At 55.6% G+C, this 25,773-nt stretch carries 20 protein-coding genes; 10 read left to right on the top strand and 10 right to left on the bottom strand.

Annotated elements, in window-relative coordinates:
• From K1Y02_06260 to K1Y02_06270, 3 genes are all read right to left on the bottom strand, one after another.
• The coding region (locus K1Y02_06260; GenBank protein ID MBX7255946.1) for a sugar phosphate isomerase/epimerase at positions 1-608 on the bottom strand (608 nt) is incomplete at its 3' end.
• Complete coding sequence (locus K1Y02_06265) at positions 596-1,558, bottom strand: hypothetical protein (protein MBX7255947.1); 963 nt, start codon at positions 1,556-1,558, stop codon at positions 596-598. The genes K1Y02_06260 and K1Y02_06265, both read right to left, overlap by 13 nt.
• A gap of 129 nt (positions 1,559-1,687) precedes the next feature.
• Positions 1,688-2,530: a sugar phosphate isomerase/epimerase gene (locus K1Y02_06270; protein ID MBX7255948.1), complete on the bottom strand. Its 843-nt coding sequence runs from the start codon at positions 2,528-2,530 to the stop codon at positions 1,688-1,690.
• A gap of 261 nt (positions 2,531-2,791) precedes the next feature.
• On the opposite strand from K1Y02_06270, the gene K1Y02_06275 reads away from it, so the two are divergent.
• Together K1Y02_06275 and K1Y02_06280 are read left to right on the top strand one after the other, a co-directional pair.
• A complete protein-coding gene (locus K1Y02_06275; protein ID MBX7255949.1) occupies positions 2,792-3,700 on the top strand; it encodes a hypothetical protein in 909 nt (302 codons plus the stop codon).
• Positions 3,701-3,783: 83 nt separating this feature from the next.
• Positions 3,784-6,648 (top strand): hypothetical protein, encoded by a 2,865-nt coding sequence (locus tag K1Y02_06280; protein MBX7255950.1) that lies wholly within the window; start codon positions 3,784-3,786, stop codon positions 6,646-6,648.
• A 16-nt stretch (positions 6,649-6,664) separates the two neighbouring features.
• Here K1Y02_06280 and K1Y02_06285 read toward each other — a convergent pair whose 3' ends face one another.
• Positions 6,665-7,726: a Gfo/Idh/MocA family oxidoreductase gene (locus K1Y02_06285; GenBank protein ID MBX7255951.1), complete on the bottom strand. Its 1,062-nt coding sequence runs from the start codon at positions 7,724-7,726 to the stop codon at positions 6,665-6,667.
• 2 nt (positions 7,727-7,728) lie between these two features.
• Complete coding sequence (locus K1Y02_06290; protein ID MBX7255952.1) at positions 7,729-8,577, bottom strand: endonuclease/exonuclease/phosphatase family protein; 849 nt, start codon at positions 8,575-8,577, stop codon at positions 7,729-7,731.
• A 1,175-nt stretch (positions 8,578-9,752) separates the two neighbouring features.
• Between K1Y02_06290 and K1Y02_06295 the strand changes: the two genes are divergently transcribed.
• The 4 genes from K1Y02_06295 to K1Y02_06310 all read left to right on the top strand — a co-directional run bounded on the left by K1Y02_06295 (position 9,753) and on the right by K1Y02_06310 (position 13,814).
• On the top strand, positions 9,753-10,634 hold the full coding sequence (locus K1Y02_06295) for a DUF1559 domain-containing protein (GenBank protein MBX7255953.1): 882 nt from the start codon (positions 9,753-9,755) through the stop codon (positions 10,632-10,634).
• Positions 10,635-10,783: 149 nt separating this feature from the next.
• Positions 10,784-11,581 carry a TetR/AcrR family transcriptional regulator gene (locus K1Y02_06300; GenBank protein MBX7255954.1) on the top strand — a complete coding sequence of 266 codons (798 nt, stop codon included), beginning with the start codon at positions 10,784-10,786 and terminating at the stop codon, positions 11,579-11,581.
• Between the two features lie 470 nt (positions 11,582-12,051).
• Positions 12,052-12,939 (top strand): DUF1559 domain-containing protein, encoded by an 888-nt coding sequence (locus K1Y02_06305; protein ID MBX7255955.1) that lies wholly within the window; start codon positions 12,052-12,054, stop codon positions 12,937-12,939.
• Between the two features lie 110 nt (positions 12,940-13,049).
• On the top strand, positions 13,050-13,814 hold the full coding sequence (locus K1Y02_06310) for a TetR/AcrR family transcriptional regulator (protein MBX7255956.1): 765 nt from the start codon (positions 13,050-13,052) through the stop codon (positions 13,812-13,814).
• Positions 13,815-13,824: 10 nt separating this feature from the next.
• Here K1Y02_06310 and K1Y02_06315 read toward each other — a convergent pair whose 3' ends face one another.
• From K1Y02_06315 to K1Y02_06330, 4 genes are all read right to left on the bottom strand, one after another.
• Positions 13,825-14,223: a secondary thiamine-phosphate synthase enzyme YjbQ gene (locus K1Y02_06315; protein ID MBX7255957.1), complete on the bottom strand. Its 399-nt coding sequence runs from the start codon at positions 14,221-14,223 to the stop codon at positions 13,825-13,827.
• 118 nt (positions 14,224-14,341) lie between these two features.
• A complete protein-coding gene (locus K1Y02_06320) occupies positions 14,342-16,009 on the bottom strand; it encodes a hypothetical protein (protein ID MBX7255958.1) in 1,668 nt (555 codons plus the stop codon).
• Positions 16,006-16,734 (bottom strand): ABC transporter ATP-binding protein, encoded by a 729-nt coding sequence (locus tag K1Y02_06325; protein MBX7255959.1) that lies wholly within the window; start codon positions 16,732-16,734, stop codon positions 16,006-16,008. The genes K1Y02_06320 and K1Y02_06325 overlap by 4 nt, the downstream gene beginning before the upstream one ends.
• Positions 16,735-16,842: 108 nt before the next feature.
• On the bottom strand, positions 16,843-17,784 hold the full coding sequence (locus tag K1Y02_06330; GenBank protein MBX7255960.1) for a hypothetical protein: 942 nt from the start codon (positions 17,782-17,784) through the stop codon (positions 16,843-16,845).
• Positions 17,785-17,863: 79 nt separating this feature from the next.
• Here K1Y02_06330 and K1Y02_06335 point away from each other — a divergent pair, with 79 nt between their 5' ends.
• Together K1Y02_06335 and K1Y02_06340 are read left to right on the top strand one after the other, a co-directional pair.
• Positions 17,864-21,157, top strand: a complete 3,294-nt coding sequence (locus K1Y02_06335; protein MBX7255961.1) for a hypothetical protein — start codon at positions 17,864-17,866, stop codon at positions 21,155-21,157.
• 216 nt (positions 21,158-21,373) lie between these two features.
• Positions 21,374-22,243 carry a DUF4382 domain-containing protein gene (locus K1Y02_06340; GenBank protein MBX7255962.1) on the top strand — a complete coding sequence of 290 codons (870 nt, stop codon included), beginning with the start codon at positions 21,374-21,376 and terminating at the stop codon, positions 22,241-22,243.
• A gap of 59 nt (positions 22,244-22,302) precedes the next feature.
• On the opposite strand, the gene K1Y02_06345 is transcribed toward K1Y02_06340, so the two are convergent.
• The gene (locus K1Y02_06345) at positions 22,303-23,085 is read right to left on the bottom strand and encodes a hypothetical protein (GenBank protein MBX7255963.1); all 783 of its coding nucleotides are present in this window, start codon (positions 23,083-23,085) and stop codon (positions 22,303-22,305) included.
• 283 nt (positions 23,086-23,368) lie between these two features.
• On the opposite strand from K1Y02_06345, the gene K1Y02_06350 reads away from it, so the two are divergent.
• Positions 23,369-24,739 (top strand): Gfo/Idh/MocA family oxidoreductase, encoded by a 1,371-nt coding sequence (locus tag K1Y02_06350; protein MBX7255964.1) that lies wholly within the window; start codon positions 23,369-23,371, stop codon positions 24,737-24,739.
• Positions 24,740-24,766: 27 nt separating this feature from the next.
• Positions 24,767-25,657, top strand: a complete 891-nt coding sequence (locus K1Y02_06355; protein MBX7255965.1) for a sugar phosphate isomerase/epimerase — start codon at positions 24,767-24,769, stop codon at positions 25,655-25,657.
• Positions 25,658-25,773 lie beyond the last annotated feature (116 nt).

The raw sequence follows: 25,773 nt of genomic DNA on the forward strand, positions 1-25,773 counted from the left end.
AGGTTCTTCTCGTCGTCCACTTTCAGCCAATGGCATAGGTTGAACATAACACCGACGTTCGGGCGATTCGCCTTTTGCACAATGCGTAGGGCGTCTTCTACGCGCTCAAGCCAGTCACCGGAATGGGGATACAGTGCAACGCGCACACCCGATGCCGCAGCCAGATCAGCGATTTCCTGAACAAGTTCGACGGCGCGGGCATCGTGACTCGTGTCCGATGGTGATCCTCCGCTAATCAGAAGCGCCAACATCGTGTCGCTCCCTTTCAGCGAGGCAATGGCTTCCTTCAAGCGAGGATCGTACGGTTCCACGTTTGGGGCGACATTCACGCGCATATAGACCTGATATAACTTCAGACCGTGCGCATCGAGTGTCGCAATGCGCTCACTCAAGTCATCCAGCCAGAGATGGCCCGCTCCGTCGAACCCCAATTCGCTGAGGAGCGACGCCTGCTGATCGAGCGTACGCTTCTGACTGTCGTGTGTGTCCATGCAGAGAGCGAAAAACGCGTGAACGGGCTTCGCGGCATGGGCTGAAAACGTCGCCAACCACAGCGCCAAGAGAACTGAAAGGGCGCGAAGTGCAGCCTTTGCGCTCAACTCCGCCACGGACGCTCCCTCTCCAGATTCGCCAGGATGTCATTTGCGATCTTGACGTCATCCGCGATTTCGAAATCGAACATCCCCGCAAGAACATGATCCGCGCCGTTCTTGAACGCGTACTGGAAAGCGCTCTCGGGAGGAATCGCGCCCGCGGCCATCACCTTGAATGCAATCCACGGCTTTTCCACGCTCGCCATGACCTCGGAAGTCTCTTGAGGGTTCTTGCACCAATAGCCCGGAATCTCATTGCAGGCTTCGGTCAATTCATGTGGCTTGGGGCCCGTCGGATACTTGTGATGATGAAACGTCTTGATATAGAAATCGGTATTGATCTTGTTCTTCTCGCATTCCACAACGACGTTGGTGTCATGAGAACCGACGCCAGACGGGATGCCGTGCTCCTTCACCATGTCGACCAGACGCGCCAATGCGTCCATCCTGCCCTCCGCGACTAGCTTGTCCGCGTGAACACCCCACAAATAGATGGCATCAACCTTATCGTCAACCAGCGATTTCACTTGATTTGCATACTCGCTCAAATCGTTCCCTACCGGTGCCGTCGGGCAGATGATGTATTGCATCTTACCGCCCATCTCCACGCGATATTTCTTAAGCACCGCCAGTATCTCGGGCACAGTATGAATGACAAGCGTATTGATCCCATTCCGCTCGGCAACGGCCAGGGTTTCCAGAATCTTGTCATCCGTATTGTAGTGCGCGGCGAGATTGTAGACGTATTTCAGATCGCGGCTATGCGTGAAGTGCGTGAGCAGGTTCCCCCCAAGCAAGATCCGGCTGACCTGCATGTTGCCAATACGCCCCTGGGGTAGCGTGGCGGTTGCACCGGAATCCTGAGGCGCCTTTGCTTCCCCTTCCGCTTGCATGGCCATTGCCATCGCGGCGGGCGCCATAATTGCGCCCTTCATGAATGTACGGCGGTCGGTTTGGTGTGCCATGGCGCTTATCCCCCTCTCTGGACTCTGGACTCGTATCTACAGCCGTTTCCCCTCAGTGGCTCTAGGAATCATCATAGGAGCGTTTGCGATTTCTTTCAATAGGATTTTCCCTGCTGTGGCCTATCCTATTTATACAATCGCCCGCAGGAATTCGACACTCTGGCGGATGTTCTCGTCAGCGCCGTAGCACTCAAGCGAGACTACGCCGTCCCAATTCGTTTCTTTCAAGAAGGCAATGCAATCCCTTATGTTTCCTGCATTGACCCCGCCTCCGATGGGCACTTCGCTACACGCGATCCCGGTGTCCTCTCCACGTGCCGCCGCGGCCAGTCCCTCGCTGACATCTTTGATGTGGCAATGAGAAACGTACGGGCGCAACAGCTTCAAGTACTCCACCGGATCGTGACCCGCTATGAACGAATTGCCCGTGTCAAAATTGCACCGCAACCATTCCGAATCGAAGTATCTGAACAACTTCAGCATGAAATCGCCGTCATTTGTATAGGGGCCGTGAGGCTCCACATTGACAACGATTCGGTAATCCTCCGCCCACGATAGAACTTGCCGGTAGTTGTCGCAGGTAATGCGAAAGACTTCATCCCGGCTGAGTCCCTCGATTTTGAAAGCGCCGTCGGTCGTGTCCACCATGGGGCAATCCAACTCGGCCGCGAACCGTATAGACTGCCTTACATACTGCACGCCGTACGCCGAGCCATCCGGTCCCATCATGGGATAGGCGCCGTCGATTTGCGATATCTTCAGCCCGCGCTCGTCGCAGTAACGCTTCAGTGCGCGCGGGTTTGACTCGAGAGAAATGCCCGGTTCGTATCCCATGGCCTGAATGAAATACTGGCCATGAATAGCTGCAAACTCCAGGTGTTTTATGCCGTATTTGACGGCCGTTTCCGCGGCTTTTCCGAAGCCCCCACTCAATGTGCGCCAATTGTCCGTGTGCATACCAAGCTCTATCATGACTGACTCCTTGCCTGTCCCGACTTGCTTGCCCCCGGCAGCTGGAATCCAACTGGTATCGCCCGCGTGTTCCGGCGAACCGAATCATCCTCTCAGGACTTCAACCGCGAATCAAATACCGCAATTGGCTTCACCGCGCCCGTTACTCCCAGCCAGGCTATTTGCTGTACACGGTGTACAGGTGTACCTTATACGCGCGTTGACGTGGACCTGCTTGTAGAGTTGAAACAATTTGAACTTTCTCTTCGAGGAGGGACACACATGAAGCGGCGAGAGTTTCTTCACACAGCGTCAGTAGCGGGATTGGCTTTGAGTGTCGCCGGACAGGCGATGAGCGCGGAAGGTCAGCCCAAGGAAGCAAAGCCGAACAATCCCGGCAAACCGACTTTTCGCGATATCGGATGGGTGTGGGAAGGACAAGGGATTGACCCACAGGTTCCGCCTTCCATCTATGGACTTGGCCAAGGAGCGCGTTACTTTGGCCTTTCGCGAGTCAATTACCTGTTTCACCCCAATGATGTCCATGCCTTGCGCCTGCTGCAGGACTACGACGAAGTGGTCTGCGATATAAGCAAATGGGGATGGATCTGGGATGAGAACGGCCGTCCCGTGTGTAAGCCCAAGAGCGACCCCGCAACCGTACGCTCGGAAGGCGAAAACGTCGCGCGTCTTGCGAAACAATTCAGCAATGTGACGGGAGTCTATTGCGACGACCTGCTCGGACTGATGGATAGCGCCCAGTATGGTCCCGGTGAGTTCGCCAACATTCGCGCCGCAATTCGCGAACTGAACCCCGCTCTCAAGCTCTGGTCTGTTGTCTATACACACGAGTTTGAGAAGAAGGAGTTCTGGGCTGGGATGAGTCCGCACATGGACGTCGTGACCCTGTGGATCTGGAAATCCGAGGACATCGTCCGCATGCCCGAATACGTGGACCAATGTCGCGGCCTATTCCCTGACAAGCCCATTGTCATGGGCGTTTATCTTCGCGACTACACCAAGGTGGCTCCGGTGCCGGTCGATCTCGTGAAAAGCCAAATGGATGGCGTCGCCGAACTAGTCGAGAAAGGCACACTTGAGGGATATACCATCCTTGGAGCCGTGCTGATCGATGGACATCGCCCCCAAGCCGACGCAGTCCGCGATTTCATAAACGCCCACTCGGTGTAAATAGAATCTTGTGGTGGCAAGGCCGTTGACACGCCTTCTCACGCAGGCTAGCATGCGCCTCTGAGTCATCGAGGGGGGAACCGATGCGTACTCTTCTAGTCTCTCTGATCTGTTTCTGTTCAGCAATCTTCGGCAGCGAGCCGCCTGTCAGTCCAGGTGAAACGGAATGGCCCTTCGCGACGGAGTTGGCCGCCCCGATGTCCTGGCACCCGCATTGGACGCGAACGGAATGCGGTGATGATGAGGCGAACCTCCGGCAGGGCGTCCAAATTCACCCCGAGTTTCCGGACGCGGAGGGCCTGCTGGAAACCGCCCACGCGGATATGAAGGCGTTCTTCTCTTCTGTCGGCCTTTCCACAAATGGGCCATTTCGGATCGTCACAGAGCGCGTCCCCACGCAGAAACGCGAAGCGTTCACCCTGAGAATCTCCAAGGAGGAGTGCCGCGTTCAGGCGAACGACACAGAGGGTATTCGGAGAGGTATATACTTCCTCGAAGATCAACTCCTCCGCGCTGACGGACCTTTTTTAGATGTAGGCGAGATTTCGCGCTCGCCCTTTATCCAAACGCGAATTTCGCGGTGCTTTTTTGGTCCCATCAAACGCCCCCCGATGAACCGCGACGAATTGCTCGATGACGTGGACTATTATCCCGATGGCTACCTGAATCGCCTGGCGCATGACGGCGTGAATGGGCTATGGCTCACCATTGAGTTCAAGGATTTGTGCAAGACTTCTCTGATACCGGATTGCAGCCCGGACCGCGAGAAACGACTTGAGAAGCTTCGCAAGACGGTAGCGAAATGCAGGCGATACGGCATCAAAGTCTTCCTCTTCTGCATCGAACCGTGTGCAATGACGGCCGGCCATCCTCTTCTTGTTGCGCATCCTGAATTGAGTGGAGCGGAACTGAACGCCTCAACAAGACTCTTCTGTCCATTCTCCGAAGCCGCCCAGACGTATCTGCGAGAAGCGATACAAGGAATTTTCGCGGAGGTGCCGAACCTTGGCGGGCTGATTAACATCAGCTATGGCGAGGCGCCAACCACGTGCTTGAGTGCAGCGGACGCCAACTGGCATATCAACTGCCCTCGGTGCGCGGAAAAACAGCCATGGGAAGTCTTGAACGCAACGCTTTCGCCGATGGAGCAAGGCATGCACGAGGCTGCCCCGGATGCCAAACTGATCTCGTGGTTGTATGTCCCCGAGAGCGGACCTGGGACACCGCTGCCCTCGGTGGAACCGCTCACCGAGATGGCCAGACACACACCGCCCGGCGTCGTTGTGCAGTACAACTTCGAATCGGGAGGACACAAAACCCAACTTGGCAAGCAACGGCAGACCGGCGATTACTGGCTTTCCTACGTCGGTCCCAGTGCTGCGTTCGAACAAATGGCAACCGCAGTCGCATCCGCTGGTCAATCCGCGGAGATCTCCGCGAAAATTCAGGCGTGCTGCTCTCACGAGGTTGCCTCAGCACCCTATGTGCCCGTGCCGGGTCAACTCTACGGCAAATACGGGGCCATGCGGGAGCTTGGCGTTACTTCCGTTATGCAGTGCTGGTACTTCGGCAACTTGCCTTGCCTAATGAATCGGGCTGCTGCAAGCGAATTGCCCTTCATGAAAGAGGGCATAAGCGAAGAGCAATTCCTCTTGGACCTCGCGTGCAGAGATTGGGGCTCCCAGTACGCTCCACGGATTGTGAAGGCGTGGCGCCTGTTCGCCAAAGCCTACGACAACTATCCGATGACCAACGCGTTTCAATTCTACGGACCAATGACCGACGGAGTCGTCTGGCCGCTGCATTTGAAGCCGGTGCATCTTCCTCTCGGTCCAACTTGGCGTCTTGATTACCCCATATCAGGCGACCGCATCGGCGAGTGTTTCTCCGGCACGCATACCTACCCCGAGGTGCTCGAACTCTGCAAGAACTTGTCGGAGACATGGCAACGAGGCGTTGAATTGCTGGATGAAACAAAGGACGAGTTTGCGGGAGAACCGGACCGCGAACAAGACCTATCCGTTGCGGAGGCCCTCGGTATTCAATTCCGCTCCGGCTATAACATTCTTCGCTTCTACGACCTTCGCGAACAGCTACTCTACGGGCCAAAGAGTCGCAAGAAAGACGTGCTGCGGGACCTGCGCGCCCTCGTGGAGCAGGAAATCGAGAATTCTCAGCATATGAGTGCGTTGTGCGAAGAGAATTCGTTTCTAGGTTTCCACGCCGAGGCTGAAGGCTACAAGTACTTCCCCGCCAAATTGACGTGGCGCGTGGACGCACTGCGTGAAATGCTCGATACCGAGTTTTCCGAGGCAGAGCGCGCGCTGGAGATCGGACAGAACGTGTTTCCTGGACTGTGTGGTCTGGAAGGTTCCCCACTCGTGTATCATTGCCTACCTGCCAGCAAGTCATTTGCCTCGGCGTGGCGAACCGACGACGTCTGGCATGAGTCACCCGGCAGTCCAAAGATTGAGCAAGCACCACTCGCGCCTGCCCCCTCGGAAGCCCACTGGCAAGCCGTTTATGATGATCAATCGCTCTACTTGAACGTTGAGTGCGATCGATCCGCTGTGTTGTCACGTCCAACAGTTGTGGTCCACATCCAATCTTCGCACATCTATCCGCGGCGTACTTTTCAGATCGACGCGAATGGACAGAAGAACGAGCGTTTGGGCTGGCGTGCCACCGCAAGAGAATGGGATGTGGAGAGTGTGGCTTCCGACAAACATCACACGGTGCGCCTACGAATTCCGTTTACCGCATTCGACGGCGAATTCGATAGGTCACGTCCAATGTGCATCAACGTGCGCGTGCAGTCGGCAGGCGCGGAAGGCGCCAACGCATTGGTGCAGTCCTGGGCACCTCTTTCACCCACTCCTCCAAGATTTCGCCTGGGGTACGGCGAAGAAGATCCACGAGAAATGGGTTGGCTGAGATTGGAGCCGTAGAGACTAAGCTCACACGCTAGACTATTGTCACTTCGCGATTGCGCGCCGAGGACTCGTAGATTGCATCGATAATCTTCTGAATGTTGAGGGACTGTGCGGGTAGCACGCGCACCTCTCGGTTCTTTTCCACGCACTCCGTGAAATGCCGGATTTCCCCGCGATGGCCCTCTTCGTTCGGCATCCAGTCATACTTGGTACTGGTCAGCGCGCGGCGTTCGTACCCGTAAACACCCAACGGATCGGTCATGATGCCTGCCTTGTCGCCGAGGATCGTGATTCCCGCCTTCTCTTCCGCAATGTTCGCGGCCCAGGAGACCTCTACGGTCATCGTGATGCCTCCTTCGAAGCGCACGTAAGCGGAGGCATAATCTTCGACATCGAACTCCTTTGGTGGATGCCGTTCTCCCCATTCCCCGTTAACAAGGTCTTCGCGGTCTCCGAACATGCGATACACCTTGCCTGAGGCAGCAACGGGTTTGGGACAACCCATCAGCCATACCGCCAAGTCCATCATATGTACGCCGATGTCGATGAGCGGCCCGCCGAGCGACTCCTTTTGAATGTGAAACTTCCCCCAGCCCGGAATGCCGCGACGCCGCAGCCATGTGGCATTTGCCGAGTAGATCGTTCCCAAGCGGCCGCTCTCAACAACTTCTTTGAGCTTTTCGTGCGCAGTCTCGAACCGCATGTGTTGCGCGACCATGAGTTTGCGCTTCGCGGTCTGTGCCGCCGCCATCATCTGCTGGCATTCCTTGGCGTTCATGGCCATAGGCTTTTCAACAAGAACGTGCGCACCAGCCTTGGACGCGGCAATGGACACGGGAGCATGGCAGCGGTTATGGGTGCAGACGTCGATAATGTCGTACTGACCGTCCTTCAGCATCTTCTTGTAGTCGGTGTAGACTGCGCGCGCGCCGTATTTGCTGGCCATCGCCTCAGCGCGATCGGGAATCAAGTCGCAGACTGCCATCAACTCAACGCGGCCTTCCGCCTCAAGTTCATTCCAATATGGAAGGTGACGTTCGTCCGCAATTGCGCCGACTCCCACCACGCCAACTCGAAGTTTCATCTTTGCCATAGTCACTCCTCGGGAACCAGTGCCCTTTCCACTCGCTCGTCTTCGTTGTCGCGCACCCCTTTATCTGCCGCGGTCTCCTTGGCGGGCTCCAGAGTCAATTCCGCAACGTACGGAAGATGATCGGAGGCGATGCACGCCTCTGGCGTGTCGACGACGCGGGAGGATAGTACGTTTACTGACTTCGATACCAGAATGAAGTCGATCCGGTCTTTGGAGTCCTTTCCCTGAAGCGTTCCTTCCCGTTTGCCCGTCTGCCAAAGAAACGAATCGAGCAGTCTGCTGAGTAGTATCCGGAGCGCTGGGTCTCCTGCCGATTCGTTTAGGTCCCCTGCCACAACGCTGGGCACATCGCGAAGGCGGCCAACGATGCTCTCTGCCTGCACACGGCGCGACGTAGCGATCAAATCGAAATGTGTGTTGTAGATGTCGACTTCCTGTCCGTCTATGGACAGCGTTACTCTCAGGCATCCACGCTTCTCCCCCGTGCCACTGAATGGGAAGGAGATGTTCTCTGAGGATACAACTGGGAATCGCGATAGCGTAGCGTTGCCATACTTGCCGCCCTGGAATTCGAGGTTTGCGCCGAAACGCACTTCCATATTGAGTAGCTTGGCCAGTCCTGCGGGCATATCAATCTGATTCGTGCGGGTACAACCCTGATCAACTTCCTGCAGGCACACCACATCTGGGTGTTCAGATTGAATTACCCGAGCGATACGCTCCAGGTTTAACACCTCATCTGTCCCTTCTGCATGGTGAATGTTGTAGGTAAGCACACGAAGAGTCGTGTCCGCCCTTAAGACCGGCATACAACCAAGTGCCATGAGGAACAGGGCTACTAGTCTTTTCATGGTGGTACTCCTCGAAAAGGCCGCCACTCTCGCCGCGTAAGTGGCACACGGCGCGTTGCGACTTTTCGAGTCTACCATGTCCCGCAGGCCGAGATCTCGGTTTTGAAAAGCTTTGGCAGGGACCCATGCACGCATATACCGCATTTAAATACAGAAAACCCGAAACAAGACGAACAAGGTTGCCGGTAATCGCACCCCATATACGGGCATGCATCCACATGGTGCCCCAGCGCGTTGTGTAGGAAGGTGCAGCAAACGCGTTCTACCACAAGATATTGCTTGACTTATTTGGGAATTCGGACTATAGTCTATCTGACGTGATTTGGGGTGAAGAGTGGTTTTCTTGAATCCCAACGCACACGCAATCACGTATGTGTAACATCAAATGACCTCAGGGGTAATTGAGTTTGTAGGGTAGGAAATCGCAAAGCGATTTCTAACCCAGCCGTGTGGTACCGATGTTTGACGATCTTAGGCGAGTGTTGATAGAGTGTAGCATCGCCTATGACGAGGCATAACGACAAGAAACGGAGGAGATCACCTAATGAAGCACCTTAAGACCGTCAGCAAGCTGGATCCGAAAATGGCGCACGGACCGGCCGACAGCATCTTCAAGACCATCGAAGAGAAGGGCAAGGCTCCGAAGGTTAGCTAGTCTTTTCGACGTAGATCTCGATTTTACTACTAGAGAGTGCCTCATACCGCAGGGTGTGGGGCGCTTGTCTTTATACTTCACATATGTCAATCTCCTGCCGTCTACCCCCCTCAGCCCCACCATCATCACGCCCGTAGAGGTTACTCCGCTCTCTCCCACTCTATACAGCGCCCACTACGCATCTCGCTAACGTCCGGAGCGCCTAGGCGCACAACTCCAATAGGTTGCTGCACAAGGAGTTGCACCTCATCTTGACATGAGATGACACATTTCGAGAATGTGTGACAGAAGATAGAACCTGACCTATTGACAGAAATTCGACCAAGAGTCATACTGCTACTGGAGACAGGGGGCAAGGTCCTATTGTGGGGACAAGTCTAGGGAATTCTTGAAAGGGGACAATCTGGCATCAAAGTAGCGCAACCACCCGCCAATTGTGCTTACAGGCACGAAAGGCTCGACTTAATCGTCTAGGGTTTTCGCTTGCAGTCACAGGCCCAACCTGGGGAGGTCATTTACAATGAACCGCAAGGGCTTTACGTTGATTGAACTGCTTGTAGTAATTGCTATCATCGGCATATTGGCTGCTATTCTTCTTCCCGCATTGGCGCGGGCGCGCGAAGCTGCCCGCCGCGCAAGCTGTCAGAACAATCTCAAGCAACTCGGTCTTGTCATGAAGATGTACGCAAACGAATCCAAAGGAGAGAAGTATCCCAGTCAGCAGAAGTGGGAAGGGGATGCCTGTACCCGTCGCACATTCATTGAGTTTTTCTTTGACGGTCGCGAGGTGTATCCCGAGTACTTAACGGATATCAACGTTATGGCGTGTCCTTCCGACTCCAATCCCGAAATTGAAACGTGGTACACGCCTGAAGATGTGAACGCCGGCACGCCAAATCCGTGCAAATTCCGCGCGACGTCTTACAACTACTCGTCATGGGTGCTTTCGGACGAGTTGATGTTGAACAATGCGGCAGACAAGAACAACGCTGACCTTACGCTTGCAACTTTCTTGACCTACACAAGCCCCGATTTCCAAGCGGGAATCACCGATCTGCTTCAGAGAATCGATGAAGAATGGGGGTCTGCAAGCGTTCCCGATCCGGGCGTCTATCACGAAGACTTTGAGGCCGGCAGCAAGATCGCGTACCGTCTGCGCGAAGGTATCGAGCGATTCTTTATCTCCGATATCAACAATCCAGCGGCCTCGGCAAAGGCACAGAGCGAAATCTTCGTGATGTACGACGATATCAACACTGGAGAGGTCGCGTTCATGAACCACATCCCCGGCGGCGGCAACGTGCTGTATATGGATGGACACGTGTCCTTCATCAAGTACCCGGGGGATAGCCCATTTTCTCGCGTTATCGCAGTCCTGAATGAGTTTGCATATACCCTCTAGTCTCAATAAAGATATATGCAGGTTGATCATGACCTGTCGTAGACGTCATTCTTTGTGGAGCGGCCGCGAGTCGGCCGCTCCACGCATACACGAAGCATCGCACGGCCTCACGTACCGGCACCTGGGCAAGTAGAGGAGGCAGCGAAACCATGGTTAACCAGGATGGTGACCACAGCGTAATGACGCAAAAGAGCAGCAGCGGCAAGCAACGTGAAATCCAGATGAGAGACGATCTCTTCTTGCGCGTTGCCCGAGACATCCTCCTTGAGGACGGCTATCACGGCCTGACAATGGCTCGTATCGCCAGCGTCACGCGCTTCTCCAAGGGAACGCTCTATAATCGTTTCACATGCAAGGAAGACCTGGTCGTTGAACTGGCCTGCCGGTGCCGGGAAGAACGCATTGCGATGGTAGACCGCGCAATGCGCTACGAGGGACGCCCGCGAGAACGGATGGTCGCCATCGGCGAAGCGGCCGAGCACTTCGCCCGCTTGTACCCAGAGAGTATTCGAGTCCTTCACATCATTGACGCCGAAGCCGTGCTGGAGAAGGTCCCGGAGAAGCAGCGCAGCAGGCTAAAAACCTACGATGAGCGAGTCTTCGCCGCTATGGCCGACCTAATTGAAGAGGCTATTTCCTTAAAGGATCTCGCGCTTCCCCCTCGAACAACCGTCCGCGAAATCTGTTTCGCACTGTGGGCGCTTGTCGATGGCGGCGCCTCGGCCCGTCTTGGAGGTCTCCCCCTTGAGGCATTGGGCATCGCAGACTCATTCGGCGCCATTGCGCGCGGGTGCCACTATCTCATGGACGGATTGGGTTGGAGGCCGCTCACGACGGAAATCAACTACAGTCTTGTCAGCAGGCAAATACGGGATACTCTTCTTTCCGAAGAAGCGAAGCGCGTGACCGAGATGCAGTCCTTTCAGACGGTGCTCGCTAGACCATAAGGGTCTGATGCGCTGGCAAGCAGCTCGCTCCGGTTTTTTCCCAAGTCCCTACTATTATTGACTTTCCTGCAACAACCAATCCCCAAACTTCTGCTGTATGCCGCTGACTGCGGCGCGCTTGGACGTGAAGTAGCGCGATATTGACTTCGCGTTCACAAAATGACCTATTGACAGATTAAAGACCTCGATATACTATACTGACGCTGCGTCATAATGTGCACGACGAGTCTTGCGCGCTCGGGTTCACTATCGAGTATTGCAGACGCAGCCGCACCGTATCCATTCGGCCAGACAAGTCACGAGATGCCTCGGGGGAGGAATGGGCTTGTGCCAACGGAAGGAAGAAAGGGGGTATCGAGAACTCAGGCTTGACCAGCCTGTATCCACCTAGCCAATCGACGCGTATAGCCTTACTCAAGTTGTGCCTTCAAGTATTTTCGTAATACCCGAAACGGGGGAGGAAAGAAGTAATGCATCGCAAGGGATTTACGCTGATTGAATTACTTGTGGTGATCGCGATCATTGGAATTCTGGCCGCCATATTGTTGCCTGCACTGGCCAGGGCTCGTGAAGCGGCGCGCCGCGCTAGCTGCGCAAACAATCTCAAACAGTTGGGCCTAGTCTTCAAAATGTACTCCGGTGAGTCAAAAGGAGAGAAGTTCCCGACCAATCACATGTGGTCACGCGGAGTGGTTGCCGGACAGTGCGTTCCCTCAAATGAATTCCGCGCAGCGCCGAACGGTATGGCGGTGTTCCCTGAATACCTGACGGACATCAATGTCCTTGAATGCCCATCCGATGCCACGTACCAGCAAGAAATTGAAGACTTTAAGACAGGCGGAGAGTTCGATCCGTGCACGTTCGATGCCCGTTCGTATATTTACATCGGCTGGCTGCTTACGCCGAAAGTTCTCATGGCAGACCCGACATTGGAGAACGACGCGGCCATCACGGCGGACAATGTCATAGGCTATCTCAATTTGGATGCGGGCGTGGCCATGAACGACATGCTTGACCTGGCAAATGAGTTTCCCACGACGTTGGATGCCTCAATCTATGACGAAGACCTTTCGGAAGGCAGCGTAACTGCGTATCGTCTCCGCGAAGGTATTGAACGGTTCCTGATTTCCGACATCAACAATGCCGCGGCGAGCGCCAGGGCCCAGAGCGAAATCTACGTCATGCATGACGACGTAAGCGGCAACTGGATCGGAAACTTCAATCACGTTCCCGGCGGTGGAAACGTGCTCTATCTGGACGGCCATGTAAGCTTCATCAGGTATCCCGGCGATTCGCCATTCTCTCGCTTCTTTGGATGCTTCATGTCCACAGTCAACTCGATTAAGAGTCCGGCTTGATAGTGACTGCTTTTGCTGAATGAATTTCACATAGCGGGGGGCAACCTCTGCCCCCCGCTTTCCATTAGTCCCGAGAACTTAAAAGAGTTGGGCTCAAGTCCGGAATTATCATGACTACGGTCTCTGGCAAACAGCGCGAACTCCGACAACGCGACGACCTCTTTCTTCGGCTGGCGCAAGCCATGTTGCTCAGCGACGGGTATCATGGCCTGACCATGAGCCGGATAGCCGAGGCCGCGCGGTTTTCGAAGGGCACTGTCTACGCGAGATTTGCGTGCAAAGAGGAACTCGTTGCGGAATTGGGCTTTCGGTGCACGCAAAAGCGCCTGGAGATGATTGAACGCTGCGTGCAGTTTCCTGGCAGGCCGCGAGAACGAATGGTTGCGCTGGGAGAAGCAACGGAACACTTCTTCCGCTTGTACCCCGACGAACTCCGGGTCATTCACATCATTGACGCGGAGGCCGTGCTCGAGAAAGTATCCGAAGAGCAGCGTGCCCGAATGAAGTCCGCCGACTTGCGCGTGTTCGAAATCATGTCTTCCATTATCGTGGATGCCGTGGACTGCGGTGACTTGGTATTGCCTGCCCGCAGCAGTCCGGCAGAATTGTGCTTCGCGTTGTGGGGGCTTGTCGATGGTGGGGCCAGTGCCGTTCTCGGTGGCCTGCCTCTCTCCCATCTTGGGATTTCGGATTCGTACGGAGCGATCGCTCGTGGATGCCACCTGCTTATGGATGGCTCCGGCTGGCATCCACTCTCCAGCGAGTGGCAATACAGCACCGTCGCCCGTCAGATTCGCGAGGCGGTTCTATCCGACGAGGCGCGGCAGGTATCTTCCCGTCTGGCTCGCCAAGCACAAGACGTCTCGGCAAGCTGAGTCATTTCGCCTACTCAGATCGCAAGCACTGAATCCATACTTTTCGCGATCGGGGCCCATCGAACTCGCAGAAATAGACGGACTGCCACGTGCCCAACTGAATCCGCCCGCTCTTAACGAGTACCTGCTGGCTGAAGCCCATCATGCACGCTTTCACGTGCGCCGCCGCGTTTCCCTCCGCGTGGGCATAGCCCGCGTCCCACGGCACGACTCGATTCAGTGCCGTCTTCATGTCCGCGACCACGTCGGGATCGGCGTTTTCGTTGATCGTTATGCCGGCTGTCGTGTGTGGGACGAAGACCACGCACACGCCATCCTTGACCTTCGCTTCATCCACGGCGCGCTGCACGTGACGGTCAATGTTGACGAACTGGCAGTGTTCCGTGGTCCGTATGTTAATTTCGGTCATGCTTTGACTCCTCCCAAGAGGAATCATAGCAATTCACGGCTTCGGTGCGCGCGTCACGAGTGCGTACCTCATGATCCAGAGTACCGCTGCATTCATCGAGTGTAATGTGACCAGAATATCAGTACTCAGATTCGTTCAGGTTTCGTAAACCCAAACGCATCGGAAGCAGCGTGACCGTTGCACTCAGGACTGTCATAAAAGCGATCACCAGGCCCAACGCCATCCAGAAACGGGGCGTATGGCCGGCGTCCTGAATGCTTCCCCAGAACAGGATAACCGCCTGCGCGCCGACGATCAGGACTATGTACGCCATGCTGAGGAGAAAATTGAGGGTCCCCCCCATCCCCGACACAATTCGAGCGGGATTGTCTTCCTGAAAGTTTGGGTAGAGACTACCGAGTCCGACTGCCAGTCCTGACAATCCGAAATTGGTGATGACGATACTGTACAGGGCAAGGGCGAAGGCTATCGGCTCGACCTGAAGCATATAGCAGGTTAAAGCGACGAGAGAGATGGTAAACGTGGACGTTGTACACACGCTGAGCCAAAACTTCTGCCAGACTATTTGCCGGAACGTCACCGGTGCCAGTCCCAACACCCAGAAGCGACGGCCCTCAAGGCTGATGAGCGGGAAGATGAAGCGACTGGTAAGCGTCGCCAAAATCAGCGTACACGCCGCGATGTTCAAACAAACCATCCAATTGCGATACAAAGGTGTGTCGAAAGCGGCCGCGCGGTCTTTCAAGCTGGCAACGTAGAGCGCCATGATTCCAAAGAAGATCACAAACTGCGACCACTGGCTGGGTTCGCGCCAAAAGAGCTTAATGTCCTTGATGACCAGTGCGCGGTGCGGCTCTCGGAGCGGTCTGAGCAGCGAGTCGATACGCCCAAGCAAGCCGCTGCCCGGTGCACGCCGGGAAAGCTGGTGCCCCATGAGGCTGGACCATCCCGGATAGAACAACGCATGCGCAAGCATTGCCCCAAGCATGACAGACATGAATGCCGTAGAAACCAGCATGAGCAACCAGAAGAGCGCGTCCGCATACTCTCCCCTACCCGCTGCCAAAACGCCCGCCGAGGCCCAGTGACTCGGAAGGAACCAGGATTGCGTGCGGGACATGGCATCGAGGACGACGGATTCCGACAGCTTGACAGAATTCAAGCGGTCGCGAAGGTAAAAGAACAGGAAGACGACGGATAGCGCGCCAGCACCAATCATGCTGCCGCGTGGAAGGCGAGGAAAGATGCGCACGAGTAGCATCGCAATCACGGAACCGACTGCCGCGGGTATGGTCACGTAGGGCACGTAGCAAGCGATCGAAGCCGCATAGAATGGGAGCGGTGCTTTGACCACAAGCCCGTACGCCAGGATTAGCGGCGATCCCAGGTAGGCGGAGGCCCAAGAGCTGAATGCAATGCATTCAACCAGACGCCCAAGATAGAACTCCCACCACGGCAAGGGGGCGTGGATCAGATAGGCTACCTCTTGCGAGCGATACAAAGTCGAAAACGCAATCAGCACGTTCGAGAAAATGAGCATGAAGAACAGAGCCAAGGCAAACACCGAAAGCAGACGGTTCATCACCAGATTGCCGAGGTTCAGCGAAGCCTCGAAACCCCTGAGCCAATTGAACGCTTCGGAAAAAGCCCAAAACGCGCCAACCCAAAGTAGAATGGCGGAAACAGAAACGACGGCCACTTTCAGCTTCGATTCATTGCGGACCGAAGCAATCTGATTCCGGGCGATACGGCCTTTGGCCCACAGCAGCGCGCCGATGCGAGTCATTCATCCGCCTCACGCGTGAGTTCGAGAAAGACATCTTCCAAAGACCCAGGGTTTTCGGAAAGGGCGAGAATCTCCTTGAGCGTCCCGGTGTGTAGCAGCTTGCCTTTGTAAATAATGCCGATGCGATCGGCGACGTCTTCGATCACGCTCAGCGAATGTGTCGACATGAACACTGTCAACCCCTCGCGCGTCTTCTGCTTGAGATAGTCTTTCACGAATCGGATGTTCTTTGGGTCGAGCCCAACCCAGGGCTCATCCACAATCACGATCTTGGGAGAGTGCAGAAAGCACGACGCGAATGATAGCTTCTGCCTCATACCGTGGCTGTAGTGCTCGATGAGCCGGTCAGCGACATGGCTAATCTCGAACAACTCCAGCAACTCGCCACACGCGCCATTCATGGCCGAAGGAGGCAGTTGATACAAGCCCGCCACGAACCGCATGAACTCGCGGCCCGTCAGTTTCTCATAAAGAAACGGGGTGTCCGGTATGTATCCCAACAGCCCCTTGGTCCTGACCGGTTCCTTCTGAATATCCAGCCCGCCCAGGACGGCGCGCCCAGAAGTCGGCTTCAATAGCCCCGTAAGCATTTTGATGGTCGTGGTCTTTCCTGCCCCGTTCGGCCCGAGAAAACAGAAGAACTCTCCCTGTTCGATGTCGAGATTGAGGTTGTCTACGGCAGGATTAGCGCCAAATCGCTTCGTAAGAGCCTCTGTGTGAATCATGAAACGCCTCGGGGTGTTGTGCGGGCAAGTCTGACCCTATTCTACGCGGCATGAGACGGATTGTGCCAACATAAACGACAAATGACGATTGCGGCAGGTGGGATTCTTCTATTCTCGTCCATGCGCGCGGTGCATGCGCTCGATTGCCTCGCGCACTTCAGGCGGGAGATCTTCGATTGAATCATAGTGCTGGACGCTTCCATCCTTCCCCAGAACCTTGAACTCCTGTTTGAGCGTGACCTCTTTGGTGAACCCCGGAGTGAGTCCACCTTTCTCCGAATTGACGAGAGACTCAACTTTTGCACGTACGTCCGGAGGCAACTCATCGAGTGGTATCTCGTGGCGTGTTACGCGCGAAATCGGGATGGTGATGTTTCTGGTTGTACCCCACCCTCGCCCGGATACCTGCGCGTCAACGATGGCGGGTTTTGGATCTGCGCTAATACCGGTGATACCACTCAGCGCGTCAACAAACTCTTTAACCCTGGACGGGAAGGGTCTGTTGTCCAGCGGACGCTCATGCTGGTGATCAAGCTGGAATTCGAGGTGGAACCCTCCTACGCCCTGCATTAACGGACTACTCACCACCGTGACGATCCACGTATAGCCGCGTGAATACAAAGGCCCATGCCGGCGGGTGCGAGCGAGCGATTGGCAGGCGCTCACCTGAATCGTTGTGTGTTGAGAGAGCGGCGAGACGAGTCTCGATGTCCACAGGGACCGCTTTTGGACTACCAGATTCCCGCTGGCGTCACGGCCAATGCCCACCTCCTCGATCAAGGCCGACAACACGGGCAGCATGCTCAGTATCCCGAGAAGGACCACAAAAACTTGCGCACCGCTCTTCAAGACGAGGGGCACAGCAGTCAGTGTGGACGCGTGATGGACCAGATAGAGTATCCCGGCGCCAACTAGGAGCGCGGCGAAAGGATACCCGAGACGTTTGAGAAGCGCCGTCAGGCTCGGGCGGTAAACGAGACTGTGCCTGTCGCACCTGGAAACATACCAATCGACAAGTGCGTACACCTTAGGACGTGAAAGGGTGTGCATATTACGGACTCCCTTGCGTGCCGATTTAGAGTATATCATCTTAGGGAGCTGGTATCGTTGAAGTCTGGGGAGCCTCGCCATGAAGAAGATGATTGCCGTCGCCACATGTCTTCTGCTTTGGAGTTCTCTCGCCCATGCCGGGGCGCGGAGGACAGAAGATCTTGAAGCAGGCTTCGTACGCCCTCCGGACAGCGCAAAACCCTGGGTATATTGGTGGTGGCTGAACGGAAATGTGACCAAGGATGGCATCACCGCCGACCTCTCAGAGATGAAACGGCAAGGAATCAATGGCGTCCTGATCTTCAACGCGGGCGGAGGGGAAGGTCCGGCAGGCCCCAAGTTCCTGAGCCCCGAATGGCACGAGCTCTTCAAGTTTGCCCTTCGTGAAGCAGACCGGCTTCACATGGAGGTTAGCATTAACCTATGCGACGGTTGGGACGCCGGAGGTCCGTGGATCAGTGCGGACTGCGCGAACAAGAAACTGGTCTATTCGGAACTGCAAATCGAAGGACCCGGTCTCATTGAGCGCACGCTTCCAGCGCCGCCACAGCTCGACGGGTACTACCATGACTGCATGGTCGTTGCCTTTCCCGAGAAGCCAGACCGCCCCCTCTCGCCTCAATCCGTGAGCGCAAGTTCCACGCTCGGGGGCTATTGCGACGAATGGAACTTCCCACCGGATGACGCAGTCGACAACGATCCGGCGACTTACTGGTCATCAGGTAAAGAGTCTCCGACGCCGGAGAAGCCTGCCTGGTTGGCGCTCCAATACAGCGAACCCTTAACCGCCGTGGCGGCCTACGTCCTGTCGCCACAGCAGGGAGCGCCAGGCATCTGTGAAGTCCAGGTAGGTCTCGACGCCAATCAATATTCAACCATAGCACGCGTAAGTGTGAAGCCCGGCGAAGTGTGTCGCGTGGAGTTTCCCGAAGTACACGCGAGCCGTTTTCGTCTCGTGATCCCTTCCGCATCCGGAATCCCCGTGCAGATATCGGAATTTGCAGTGCTACGCAAAACAGATGTTGCGGCGCCGCGACAGGGAATCAAATGGTGGCCGTTCAAATCAGGAAACAGAAGCTTCTGGGATTACCCGCGGCAAGGCCCAGCCGTCTTATCTGAAGAATACCCAGACACCGGAGAATCGGACTGCCGTAAAGCAGATGTTGTGGACCTGACCGCGAACGTGAACGAACAAGGGCAATTGCGCTGGGACGCACCGGCAGGCAGGTGGACGGTGCTTCGCTTTGGTTACACCGTGGTGGGCCAACGCACCCGGTGCGGCACGACCGTGGTCGGTTATGAATCAGACATGCTGAGCGCCAAAGGAATCGAAACCCATTTTGCCGCAACTGCATTGCCATTGATGGCCGATGCGAAGGAAGTGCGCGCGAAGTCTCTCAAGTACCTTCACATCGACAGCTACGAAGTTGGCGCGGACGTGCGAGGTCAGCAGCCCACATGGGTAGAGGATTTTCGAGAGCAATTCCAGGCGCGTAGAGGCTATGACCTTCTGCCCTATCTTCCCGCCATGGCCCGGCGCATTGTAGACAACAGGGAAATCACGAATCGCTTTCTCTGGGACTTCCGGCGAACCATCGGCGACCTAATTGCACAACGTTTCTTTGGCAGATTCGCAGAACTCGGGCACGAGCATGGGATGCAGGTTCACAGCGAGACAGGATACGGCACGTACCCGTGGCCACACATAGACGGCCTGGAGTGCGCCGGCAAGAACGATATCACGATGGGTGAGTTCTGGATTGGAACGGACATCATGTCGCAGTTCAATCCGTGGGGAAACGTTATCAAGACGGTATCCTCTTCCGCGCATGCCTACGGCCGCTCGATTGTCCAAGCAGAAGCATTCACCTCGTGGAATCACTGGCTGGAGTATCCAGCTTCCTTGAAGCCCGTGGGAGACGAAGCCTTCTGCAATGGTCTCAACCGCATGGTCTTTCATCAGTACACGCACCAACCCCGACTCGACATCAAGCCCGGATATCAATACGGCGCCGGAACGCATTTCGATCGCAACATAACGTGGTGGGAACAGAGCCGCGCTTTCTTCAACTACCTTGGCCGCTGCCAGTATATGCTGCAGCGAGGCAAACCCTTCGCTGACATTTGCTGGTTCTACGGTGAAGGGGTGACCACGTTTGCGCCTTCGCAGGAGTTCACGAAGCCGCTAATACCCCAAGGTTACGACTTCGACGCGGTAAACGCTGACATTTTGATGCATCGAATGAGCGTTCAAAACGGACGCCTGTCTATCCCGGACGGCCCGACGTATAGGGCCATGGTTATTGCGGAGGGTGCGCAACTATCACCGGCGCTCCTGCAACGTATAAAAGAACTCATTCAGGCAGGGGCAGTAGTAATCGGAAGCCGCCCCGATAACTGCCCGGGGCTTTCGGATTACCCCGTCTGTGATCAGGAGGTCGACGAACTTGTTCATGATATCTGGGGAGAAAGCAACGGCACATCGGATCCCAAACTCAACCTGGGCGCAGGAACCGTGATGTGCGGTCGATCGGTGAATGAAGTTCTGCAGGAGCTCTCTATCCACCCAGATTTTGAAGCTTCGAACGAGGGCAAGCCAATCTTCATACGATACATACACCGCACGATGCCCGAAGCGGAAGCCTACTTTCTTGCCAACTCAACCGATCAGTGGTTTCGGGGAGACTGTAAGTTTCGAGTGATAGAAAGACTGCCGGAACAGTGGGATCCCGTGTCAGGATCGACAAAGTCTTTCCAGAGTTTCCAGCAAGACGGCCATCGCACAATTGTTCCGCTTGAGCTTGCGCCGTATGCGTCCACCTTCGTGGTTTTTCGCAGGAACATACCGTCGGCCCAGAATGGGACACAGGACACCAATATCACTCACGTCCAATTGAGCCAGACAATCACTGGACCATGGTCAGTCGATTTTGATCCGGCTTGGGGTGGTCCCCAAGGTCTGGAATTCCGCGATCTCATTGACTGGACCCAGCACCCCGATCCCGGTATCCGCTTCTATTCAGGGAAGGCTGTCTATCGAGCGCACTTCGATTGCGCTGAAAAGCCAAGATCGGGAAAACGGGTCTATCTCGATCTCGGTGACGTGAAGTACATCGCTGAAGTGAAACTCAACCGGAAGAATCTGGGCATTGTCTGGACCGCTCCGTGGAGAGTGGATGTAACGGATGCGATTAAGACGAAAGGGAACCTGCTCGAGATCACCGTAGTAAATCTCTGGCCCAATCGCATCATCGGAGACGCCTCGTTGCCTCAAGCGGAGCAGCGCACGGTGACCAATGTGCGCTTTCCGTCTGACAGGCCACTGCAGCAATCAGGATTGCTGGGTCCCGTTGTCTTGATGACTGAGCAGTAGCGCGACGCAGTTCTTTTGAACGTTCATTCAAGAACAGTCGTTTTGCCCCTGTCTTCCGATGCATTCATCACCACTCGGCACGCCGTTTTTTGAACGTTCGTGCAAAACACACAAACTCCTTGACAGATTCCATCGTTCTCGGGAAAATCCAATTGTGAGACATGGCAGGGACGTCAGTGCTCAATACTTTCGTTCGGGGTGTGGAAGTACGCGCATATGAACTTGAATAGAACGATTGCTCAACGAGCAGCATCTCTAATTGCACTCTCGGCGGTACCTCTCTTGATACTGGGTTGCCCGCCAAAAGGTACCGGTAAGTCGGACATCACAGTCCTGCTCTCAAGCAGCGAAAACAAGATTGCCTCTGCAATAGTGTCTGCCCTGCAGGCTGAGAAATCGGTCGTCGATATCTACGATATTGAGAGCTTCGTGGTTAGCGTTACCGAAATCTCGCTTGACCACGCGGGCTCGTCCGATGACACCAAAGCGGGATCAAGCAAAGTCGTTGTCTTCGACGGTGAACAAGACGTCGATCTTCTTGACCTGACGATGTCAGGTCTCTCTTCGTTGATTGCGGTAGATTCCGTGCCTTCTGGGCTCTACACGAAGATCCGTATCGAGATCGATAATCCCAGGCTGGTTCTGAAGTCCGATCCGGATACGGTCATCGAAGATGTACACCTGACTGCCAACAGCCACTTGTTTATCTCCAAATCGTTTGAGCTACCGGAAGGGCAAAACAGCCTGATTGTTTTGGACTTTGGAGGTATCCACTTAATTGAGAACGGCAACGGCAAGTACACCCTGACACCCCAGCTACGTGCCGATATCACCGTCCAGTCAGCCGACGTTACGCTCGAAGGGGTCATCGAGAGTGTCGACATGGACGCTGATACGCTGACGCTCACGTCGGGCGGCGTGACGACAACCGTCAATTATGCAGGCGCAGCAGTCTTCTTGCCGGCGGATACCGATACGCCGACAGGCACTGAAGCTGACCTTGTCGCTGGACTCACCGTGCACGTTGAAGGGGTACTGAATCCCGATAGCACGGTGGACGCAAGCGCTATACGAATCGTTTCATAGCCGGGTAGTACCTACATACCTCGCCGCGCGCAGTCCCCCCCCTGCGCGCGGTGCCTTTTTTACTTCAACACCGCTATGGAGTGAACGGATTCGCGCGAATTCTCTGACAATACGACGCGGCGAGTTGCAGAAGGTGTGGCAGGGTCAAAGAACAAGACTGAGTTTTGATCGCCAATAACGAGACGCCCATCTTCGAATCGGCACAAACCGCGCAGATACTCCGAAGAGAACGCGTGTCTGGAGAGAACCTCGCCGTCGTCCGTCCGCAAACGCACCAGTTCACCCTCGCCAGTATCCAGAAAGAGCAGCGTACGATCCGGTTGCATCACAAGGTTGTGAATGGCCACATGCACATTGTGACGCATATAGAGGATTTCGGCATCCCGTCCTTCTCGCAACCTCACCACGCAGGCCTTGCCCGGACCCTCCTCCTCATTCCTCACCAGCCCCAGCGACACGTATAGCGTGCCGTCAGGCGCCAGACAGACACTATTCAAATGCGCGCCATCGTAAGCGTCCTTTTCGTGAGTTCTGGGGTCCCGAAAGTCGAGGTGACCCGCGTGAATACCTCCTTCCTCCAAGAGATTCACGGCGCGCCAGCCGGCGAATCCTTTTACCTGAGTCCACTCGCGCGCATTATGGTATTTGCGAAGGCGACCTGCGCAATCGAAGATGAGAAGCAAGTCATTGCGCGTCGAAGTCACATACATGCTGTCATTCATGAAGGCGATGTCATGAATATCCGAACAGCTTGGATGTGAGACAAACGGGATGAACTCACCGGATGGTTTGAACCGGAAGACCGTATCAAAATTGGCAACATAGATTTCTGTTCCTTGCACGGCAATTCCTCGCCCGCCCCGCATTCCCCCTCTTGGATTGAGGTCGTGCGCTCGCAATGCCGCTTCAGGGATGGGGTATCGGACAAGTACGTGACCCGCCTCCGAGTCCACGCAATAGACATACCCCGAGCACTCACTCGATGGACAAGTACGGTATATGGTTGTGACAAGTAGTTGAGACATTGTGGGCGATTATACCGGTCTCTACCCTTGATCATTTAGCAACGCTCACGTAGGCTACTGCCTCAACGTTGGCCGGGACCAAGAAGGAGAGCGCCTAGGCATGAAGAGTATCTCGCGACGTCAGTTTCTCAAATCGAGTTCGGGTGCGGCACTTGGTGCAGGGCTGGGCGCGGGTTGCGCAACGACCGAAAAACCGGTCGAAGTGGCCAAGAAGGCTCCCGCGGCCGCACCTGCGCAGGGACGTGTCCTGGGGGCGAACGATCGCATCAATATCGGTATCGTGGGTGTCGCCGGCCGCGGAATGTCGCACGTCCAGTGGCTAAACAGCCAGAAAGACGTTCAGATCGCCGCCATGTGCGATGTGTACCGTCCGCATCTCGACAAGGCGATTGCCTCCACGCGATCCAAGCCCAAGGGCTTTTCCGATTACCGGAAGATGCTCGAGATGCCCGAACTGGACGCCGTGTTCGTAGTAACGCCACCACACTGGCACCCCCTAATCACCATTCACGCATGTCAATCCGGGAAGGACGTATACTGCGAGAAACCTCTGGCCCTGACACCGGGTGAGTCGATGGCCATGGTTAAAGCGGCACGCGCCAATAACCGTGTGACACAGGTTGGGACCCAGATCCATGCCAGCGCAAATTACCACAAGGTCGTCGAGATCGTCCGTTCAGGCGTTCTCGGCCCTATTTCGGTTGTTCGAACCGGACTCGCCTTGAATGAAGCACCTGACGGCATCGGTAGTCCGCCGGATACCCCTCCCCCACCCGGCCTCGATTGGGACATGTGGTGCGGTCCTCATCCGCTGACTCCGTACAACGAAGCCCGCTTCAAATTGGGTTACCATCGGTATTTCGCCGACCTCGACGGAAGCTGGTTGCATGAGATGGGGCCGCACATCATTGACCTTCCGGTGTGGGCTCTTGAACTGGGTCAGCCCCTCTCGGCCTCCGCGGTCGGAGGCAAGTTCGTGATGAAAGACATCAGTACAATCCCCGACACTCTCGAGGCCGTCTTCGAGTATCCGGGTATGATTCTTACCTGGTCGAACTCGTGCGGCAACAGCTTTGGGCAAGCTTTCCAGAAGCCAGGCAAGAACGACATCCGGCGGCGCCTTGGCATCATTTTCCAGGGAACGAAAGCCACGCTATGTGCGGACTATGACGAGTACTGGATTATCCCCGAAGGAGACCGGCTCGCTGGCGTGACGGTCCCCGAGCCTGAGGTTGGCTCGATTCCCGAACATCCGCGTGAATTCCTGGAAGCCATTCGCTCCCGGAAGTTGCCGAGTTGCGATGTCGAAAAGCACCTTCCCTTGGCCATCGCGCTGAATCTCGGTAACCTTTCGTATAAGATTGGGCGTAAGATTCATTGGGACGCCCAGACCGGACAAATCGTCAACGACCCCGAGGCGAACGCTCTTGTTACGCCGGAGTATCGTAAACCGTGGGTATTGCCCGCCTAACCGGGCTGTGGGAAAGGACAAGAGAGAATGAGCAGTTCAATGATCGGACGACGGGATTTCATGATGCAGACAGCGGCATTGGCCGCGGGCGCAGGTATGGCCAGTTCGCTGTTTCAAGCCGCAGCGGCCGACGCTGCCGCCAAGCCCTTCAAGACCGCCCTCATCTTCGGCATGCTTCCCAAGGACCTGTCAGAAGAAGACCGGTTCAAGCTGGCAAAGAAATGCGGGTTTGAGGGTATCGAATCGGAACCGGTCGATGATCTCGCCGCCGCCAAGAAACGCGGCGACTTGGCAAAGGCTGCGGGCGTCCCCATTCACTCCGTCATCTACGGCGGTTGGGACCCCACACTCACTGATCCCGACACGGCAAAACAAGAAGCGGCTCGCGCAAAGGTTGAATCGGCACTACGTTCCGCCCAAGCCATGGGCGCCGACAATATTCTCCTTGTCCCCGGCGTCGTGAAGGGCGAGGTCACGTACGATCAGGCATGGGAGCGTTCGACGAAGCATATTCGCACGCTGATCCCCGTCGCCGAAGAGCTCAAGGTAATCATTTGCATTGAAGAAGTGTGGAACAACTTCCTGCTTGATGCGAACGAAATGGCCAAGTACGTGGATCAATTCAATTCCCCGTGGGTACGCGCGTACTTCGACATAGCCAACGTGGTGAAGTTCGCCGAGCCTCAGGCTTGGATTCGCACGCTCGGCAAGCGCATCTACAAAGTGCACGTTAAGGAGTATAAGAAGGCCGATAGCTCATGGCCCAATCTCGGCGAAGGCGACGTCAACTGGCCCGAGGTACGGAAAGCGTTCGCTGAGGTCGGCTACCAGGGTTTCGGCACCGCCGAGTTGGGCGGCGGCGATGAAGCCTATCTCACGGACCTTCGCAAGAGGATGGACACGCTCCTCAACGGATAATCCGAAGCATTAGAGTTCACAACACCCTGCATGGAGATAGACTCCCATGCAGGGTGCTCTCATTCGTTATTTTCTCAACCGTCCACCTTCGTGGAAAGCGCCCCCCACTACTTGCT

This window comes from Candidatus Hydrogenedentota bacterium, assembly GCA_019695095.1.
GTDB lineage: Bacteria > Hydrogenedentota > Hydrogenedentia > Hydrogenedentales > SLHB01 > JAIBAQ01.